Genomic DNA, 6392 nt, shown 5'->3' on the forward strand with positions numbered 1-6392 from the left:
ACGGCTTCGATGCCGCCCGCCAGCGCCGGGGGGTAGCCCAGCCGCTTCATCAGCGGGATGGTGAAGTTGCCGGTGGTCGCCACGTTGGCGACCGCGCTGCCGCTGATCATTCCGAACAGGCCTGAGGCAACCGTCGCGATCTTGGCGGCGCCCCCCGGGCTGCGCCCGCTGAGGCGGATCGCGAGATCCATGAAGGTCTGGCCGCCCCCGGTGAAGAGGAGGACGCTGCCGAACAGGATGAAGGCGCCGATCGTGGTGCTGGCGACACCCACGAGAAGCCCCCAGATACCCAGATCGCCCAGCAGCAGCGTTTCGGTCACGAAATAGATGTCGAAGCCGCGGTGGCTGAGAGAGCCCGGCAGATACTGCCCCAGCAGCGCATAGGCAAGGCCTGCCAGGGCAATGGCCGGGAAGATGCCGCCGATCGCCCGCCGGGAAATCTCGAGGATCGTCAGCACGATCCCGGTGGTAAGCGCGATGTCGAGATAGGTCGCCGTCGGCAGGCTTCCCATGATCTCGTCATAGTTCACGATGGTGTAGACACAGGCGGCAACCGAAATGCCGCCCGCCACCAGGTCGATGACGATGCCCAACGGGCGCCAGCTCTTGCCGGCGCCCAGGGGAAACATCAGGAGACCCAGGACGACGATGAGTGCGACGAAGCTGGCCCGCTGTATCAGCCCCTCGAACGACCCGAATGCGGACGTATAGAGGATGAACAGGCCGAGCAGTGCGGCCATGAGCTTCGTCGCCTTGGCGTGCATCTCGGGTCCCCGTTACCGGATCCCGATTACGAGGATTTCGGCATCAGCTTGGCCGGGATGGTTACGCCTTTCTCCTTCAGATAGCGCGCAACACCCGGGTGCAGCGGGATGGTTCCGTTTTCGACGGTCATCTTCATCAGGTCGAGACCCTTGAGGCTGGCCAGGGCGCCGGCCTGCACGGTCTTGTCCTCGAACACCGCCTTGGCGATCTGATAGGCAATCTCTTCCGGCAGGTCGGTGCGGGAATGGACGGCCAGGCCGAAGCTCCAGGTGCTGTAGGCCGGAATGCCGTCGGCGGCACCCGCCGGCACATCGACCACCGAGAGATCCGGAAACTTCTCGGCGACCAGTTTCTTCTGGTCCGCATCCAGCGAGAGCACCCGGATCGGCGTGAAGGTTGCGATGTCGAGGGTCGAGCCGTCCAGCTTGTTGCCCGCGCCCGACTTCACCGTTCCGATGACGCGGTTGTCCTTCATGGCATCGACGATGTCCGTCGTGGAGCCCCGCACATAGTCCGGCGCCAGGCCGAGCGCTGCAAAGACGGCTTCGGTGGTCTTCTCGGTCGCGGATCCCTTCAGACCGGGATTGAACCGCTTGCCCTTCAGTTCGGCCAGCGATTTCACGCCGCTGTCCTGCCGCACGATGACGTTCTGCGGAGCGCCGGAGTAGACGAACAGCAGGCGATTGTCGACTTTCTTGCCCTCGAAGGCACCCTCGCCCGCATAGGCTTGGTAGCCGACATTGGTCGTCACCAGACCCATGTCGATCTGCTTGCGCTCGATGCGGCGCAGATTGTCGACAGTGGCGCCGGTCTCCACCACGGCGCTCTCGACATTCGGCACCTTGCTGTTGATCAGCTGCGACAGCGCAACGAAGTATCCGTACTGGCTCGAGGACGCGGACGTGGATCCGATGAGCAGCTTGTCCTTGGCCTCAGCCGGCATATTTGCGGAAAGGGCTATCGTGGCGGCAACCGCCGCAAGCAGTTTGAGTTTCATCTTGCAGTTTCCTCCTCTTTGATTGTTCTGAACTCTTCCGGAACGCGGACCGGCAGCGACAGCACCAGAAAGGAATGTGTCTTGCCGTGACCATCGAGATTGAGTGAATCATTGACGCCGCCTTCGAGGACGTCGTCGATAACGAAATTCAGCGCCCAGAGATTCGGCAGCACGTAGCGCCGGACCGCCGTGGGCCGGCGATGGGCGAAAAGCGCGCGGACCCGCTCCTCCGTCACCTGCTCGCACAGGATCGGAAAATATTCGGGCCGGTAGGCGATGACGCTGACATTCAGGCGATTGCCCTTGTCGCCGGTGCGCCCGTGGGCGATCCGGTGGAGCGGAACTTCCGTTCCGGGAACAGGCCGGTACTCGTTCACGAGACCATCTCCACGGCTGTCCGGACCTTCTCGCGGCGGATGAAGGCGGATGTGGTGGCGATCCGGCGGCGCGTGCTGCTGCGCACACCGCCGCCGCCGGCAGGACCGCAGGTGTAGAGCGCGAGAATTTCCTCGCCGGCGCGGTCAGCCTCGGCCTTGTCGGGCGACATCACCGCGATTCTGACCCGGACGTCACCAGGCAGACCGGATTGGCGTTCCAGCCAGGCCCCGCCATCGTCGTTGAACACGCTGCCCAGACCGATGATGTCGCCGCGGACATTCAGGCCCGGCCCCAGCCGCTTCCTGACGACATCCAGCGCCAGCCGGGCCCGGCCGACCGCATTCGGGCCGGCATAGGAGATTTCTCCCTCGCCCAGCCACCCGCCATCGAAACCCACGGTGACTTTCAGCCGCTCGGGGCGCGGTGCTCCCGTAGCCCCCGAGACCTCAACTTCGTTGGCAGCCCTTTCCGCCAGACTCACACCGGTAACATCCAGCACGACATCCGGCGTCAGATACCGGGCGGGATCATGGATTTCGTACAGGATCTGCTCGGTAACGGTGTGCCGGTTGACCAGGCCGCCGGTATTGTCGGCCTTGCCGATGGTGAAGCTGCCGTCGGGCTGCATGGCCACGATCGGAAACCCGATATTGTGCGGATCCGGAACATCCTTGAAGCCGGGATCGGCATAGTAGCCGCCGGATACCTGTGCGCCGCATTCCAGCAGATGACCAGCCAGAGTTCCGCTGGCCATCAGGTTGCAGTCGTCCGGCGACCAGCCGTGATGATGCATGAAGGGAGCGAGCGCGAGCGCGGGATCGGCGACGCGGCCCGTCACGATGACATCGGCGCCGGCCGCCATGGCCTCGGCCAGCGGCGCCGCGCCGAGATAGGCGTTTGCGGAAAGCGGTGCTGCGACCGACAGCGGTTTGCCGGCTTCGTCCTGCAGGTCGCCGGTCAGCCCCGCCTCGATCAGGTCGTCGCCGGTAATCACGGCCACCCGCATGGACGGGCAGCCCAGCTTCCGGCCCAGGGCGACGATGGCCCGGGCGGCAGCCCTCGGGTTGGCTGCACCGAAATTGCCCAGAATGGTGATCCTGTTCTGCAGGCAGGGCTTCAGGACCGGCGCCAGCAGCCGTTCCAGCAGCGGCTCGTATCCGCGATCTGGATCACTCAGCCGGGCCAGCTGCGCCAGCGCCAGCGTACGCTCGCCCAGCGTCTCGAACATGATGGCGGCCGGCCCGCCTCTGCGGACCAGGCTTTCGACCACCGGCAGCGCCGCGTCGAGCCGGTCACCGGAGAACCCGGCGCCGCATCCAACGAAGACCGTGCCGGCCTTCATGCTGTTTCCTCCCCGCAAACTGCCTGAAGGCTGGCGGGTGGGAAGCCATTTTACAAATGGATTTATCTTATCTATTCATAAGTCATGCTTATGAATGTGAGCCTGCGGCAGCTCCAGATCTTCCGGGCGGTGGCCGAACTCGGCAGCTTCAGCGCCGCGGCGGAGCGCCTGCACCTGTCCCAGCCGGCCCTGAGTTCTGCCGTGCGCAAGCTGGAGGACGGTCTGGGCGCGCGGCTGTTCGACCGGACCACCCGGCAGGTCGTGCTCACCGCCGAGGGCGAGGAGCTGAAGCGCCTGGGCACTCGCCTGATCGACGAATTCGAGGCCGTGGCGGCCGACCTGCAGGACTATCTCGCCCAGCGGCGCGGGCGCGTGGTGGTGGCCGCCCTGCCGTCCCTCGCCGCGGTGACCCTGCCGCCGGCCCTGGCGCGGTTCAAGGCGGATCATCCCGGTGTCAGCGTCATTATCAGGGACACGCTGCACGACCAGATCCAGGAGCTTGTCGAAAGCGGCGCCGCGGATTTCGGACTGACCGTCGCGCCGGACAAGACGAGGGACCTCGAGTTCCGCCCGCTGATCGTCGACCGCTTCGTGATGATCTGCCGCAAGGACCACCGGCTTGCGGCCAGACAATCCGTCACCTGGGCCGACATCGTCCGCTATCCGGTCATCACCATGGCCCGCACCTCCAGCGTCAGGCAGCTCATCGATTCCGCCTGTGCCGCGGCCGGCATCGAGTCCCAGAGCCAGTACGACCCGGAGCATCTGGCCACCGTGGGCGCCCTGGTCAGCCAGGGACTCGGCGTGGCGGCTCTGCCCTCACTGACAATACCGCTGCTCCGCTTTGCGGATCTGGCTGAAGTCCCGATCCGGAAACCGGTGGTCGAGCGGACGATGGGCCTTGTCCAGCGCAGAGGCCGCACGCCTTCGGTCGCGGCTGCCAGCCTCATCCGCGCGATCCCCGACAGGTCACAGCCCGAACGACCGTGACCGGTGCATGTAATATGCCCAGTAGCTTCGCTGTCCGGTTTCGTTCAGAGTACCGGGAGGACGAGAATGCGCCCAACCAGCAGCACCCGCCGCCCGGACCGTAACCGGCCATGACCTCAGCCCAGAATACCGTCGGCACTTTTGCGCCCTTCCAGCACAGGACTTTCCGGCGTTTCTGGATCGCCTCGCTCGTCTCTAACCACGGCGTGCTGATCCAGACGATCGGCGCCAGCTGGGTGATGCTTGAAATCAGCGGCTCCGCCACCCTGGTCGCCCTCGTCCAGGGCATGAATGCGCTGCCGGTGATGCTGTTCGCGCTGGCCTCGGGAGCGGTGGCCGATAATTTCGACCGCCGGCTGGTCATGCTTGGCGCCCAGACCGCCATGCTCGTGCTGTCGGCCATTCTGGCGGTCACTGTCTATTTCGGCTGGATCACGCCCTGGACGCTGCTGGCGCTGACCTTTCTGATCGGCACCGGCGCCGCGGCAAACAACCCTTCCTGGCAGGCCAGCGTCCGGGACACTGTCCCGCGCGACACCCTGCCTGCCGCCGTGATCCTGAACAACATGGGCTTCAACGTCACGCGGAGCATCGGCCCGGCTGTGGGCGGCACGATCGTGGCCAGCGTCGGCGCGACCCTCGCCTTCGTGATCAACACCGTCTCGTACATTCCCCTGATATGGGTGCTGGCAAAGTGGCGGCCGGACTGGGTCAAGTCCGAGCTGCCGCGCGAGGACTTCCTCAGCGCGATGTCGGCCGGCCTTCGCTACGTCGCGATGTCGCCCAATATCCTGACCGTCCTGCTCAGGACGATTCTGTTCTCCAGCTGCGCAGGATCGGTGCTCGCCCTGCTGCCCGTCGTCGCGCGCGACCTCCTTGGCGCGGGCGCCCTGACCTATGGCGGCCTGCTCGGCACCTTCGGCGTCGGCGCCATCCTCGGCGCCCTGGTGAACGCACGGGTCCGGCGCATGCTTGCGGACGAGAACGTGCTTCGCGCGGGCTGCCTCGTCACGCTCGCATCGGCGGTTGCGCTCGGCCTGAGCAGCAACACCTACCTGAGCTACATCGTTCTGATCCCGGCCGGCGCCTGCTGGGTGATCTGCCTGTCCCTGTTCAATGTGACGGTCCAGCTCTCCACGCCGCGATGGGTGGTCGGGCGGGCGATCGCGCTGTACCAGATGTCCAACTTCGGCGGCATCGCCATCGGCAGCTGGCTGTGGGGTTCGGTCGCCGACCTGTACGGCGTCTCGGCCGCTCTCGTCGTTGCCGGCCTCTGCCTGCTGGTCTGCATCGCGGCGGGCTTCCGTTTTGCCATGCCGGGAATCATTTCCCTCGACCTCGATCCGCTGGACCAGTTCATAGCACCGACGCCGGAACTGGATCTGAAGGCGCGCAGCGGCCCCATCTTCATCACCATCGAGTACCGGATCGCCCCCGAGGATGTTCCGGAGTTCCTCAAGGCGATGACGCTGCGCCGGCGGATACGGCTGCGGGATGGCGGGCAGCGCTGGGCATTGCTGCGGGATGTCGAGAATCCCGAACTATGGACCGAGTCCTACCACGTGCCGACCTGGCTCGAGTATATCCGCCACAACTCCAGACGCACCAAAGGCGACTTCGAGGTCATGCAGCGGCTGCGCAAGCTGCATAAAGGCGACGAGCCGCCCCGCGTCCGGCGACTCATCGAACGCCAGACGGTTCCACCCAAGGAAGACATCACCATCCGGCCGGGTTCGGCATTCCACTGAGCGTCTTCGCGGACGGCGGAATCGCCGCATACCGATCTGTTCAAGCGTCAGCCTTTGAAGCCTGCATGCCGGCTTCGGGAGATTGGATCACCGGGAGCGGCTTATGGCTGCCATGCTGGCCGAGCCAGATACTGCCTATGACGAGAACCGCCCCCACGATCTGGAATGGCGT

Annotated in this window: 6 protein-coding genes; 2 read left to right on the plus strand and 4 right to left on the minus strand. The window is 65.4% G+C overall.

Features of this window, described 5'->3' with window-relative positions; genetic code table 11:
• The 4 genes from VKZ87_RS07945 to VKZ87_RS07960 all read right to left on the minus strand — a co-directional run.
• The coding region (locus tag VKZ87_RS07945; RefSeq protein ID WP_324220714.1) for a TRAP transporter large permease subunit at positions 1 to 764 on the minus strand (764 nt) is incomplete at its 3' end.
• Positions 765 to 790: 26 nt separating this feature from the next.
• A complete protein-coding gene (locus VKZ87_RS07950; RefSeq protein ID WP_324220715.1) occupies positions 791 to 1762 on the minus strand; it encodes a TAXI family TRAP transporter solute-binding subunit in 972 nt (323 codons plus the stop codon).
• On the minus strand, positions 1759 to 2139 hold the full coding sequence (locus VKZ87_RS07955; RefSeq protein WP_324220716.1) for an AtuA-related protein: 381 nt from the start codon (positions 2137 to 2139) through the stop codon (positions 1759 to 1761). The genes VKZ87_RS07950 and VKZ87_RS07955 overlap by 4 nt, the downstream gene beginning before the upstream one ends.
• Positions 2136 to 3482 carry an acyclic terpene utilization AtuA family protein gene (locus VKZ87_RS07960; RefSeq protein WP_324220717.1) on the minus strand — a complete coding sequence of 449 codons (1347 nt, stop codon included), beginning with the start codon at positions 3480 to 3482 and terminating at the stop codon, positions 2136 to 2138. Before VKZ87_RS07960 ends, VKZ87_RS07955 begins: the two co-directional genes overlap by 4 nt.
• Before the next feature lie 90 nt (positions 3483 to 3572).
• Between VKZ87_RS07960 and VKZ87_RS07965 the strand changes: the two genes are divergently transcribed.
• Together VKZ87_RS07965 and VKZ87_RS07970 are read left to right on the plus strand one after the other, a co-directional pair.
• The gene (locus VKZ87_RS07965) at positions 3573 to 4472 is read left to right on the plus strand and encodes a LysR family transcriptional regulator (protein WP_324220718.1); all 900 of its coding nucleotides are present in this window, start codon (positions 3573 to 3575) and stop codon (positions 4470 to 4472) included.
• Positions 4473 to 4582: 110 nt separating this feature from the next.
• Positions 4583 to 6220, plus strand: coding sequence for an MFS transporter (locus VKZ87_RS07970; RefSeq protein WP_324220719.1), 1638 nt, complete (start codon positions 4583 to 4585; stop codon positions 6218 to 6220).
• Positions 6221 to 6392: the final 172 nt, after the last annotated feature.

The organism is Ferrovibrio sp. (assembly GCF_035304305.1).
GTDB lineage: Bacteria > Pseudomonadota > Alphaproteobacteria > Ferrovibrionales > Ferrovibrionaceae > Ferrovibrio.

Coding starts and splice junctions, on each gene's coding strand:
- VKZ87_RS07970 (WP_324220719.1), top strand. CDS start 4,583: ATGACCTCAGCCCAGAATACCGTCGGCACTTTTGCGCCCTTCCAGCAC.
- VKZ87_RS07960 (WP_324220717.1), bottom strand. CDS start 3,482: ATGAAGGCCGGCACGGTCTTCGTTGGATGCGGCGCCGGGTTCTCCGGT.
- VKZ87_RS07965 (WP_324220718.1), top strand. CDS start 3,573: ATGAATGTGAGCCTGCGGCAGCTCCAGATCTTCCGGGCGGTGGCCGAA.
- VKZ87_RS07950 (WP_324220715.1), bottom strand. CDS start 1,762: ATGAAACTCAAACTGCTTGCGGCGGTTGCCGCCACGATAGCCCTTTCC.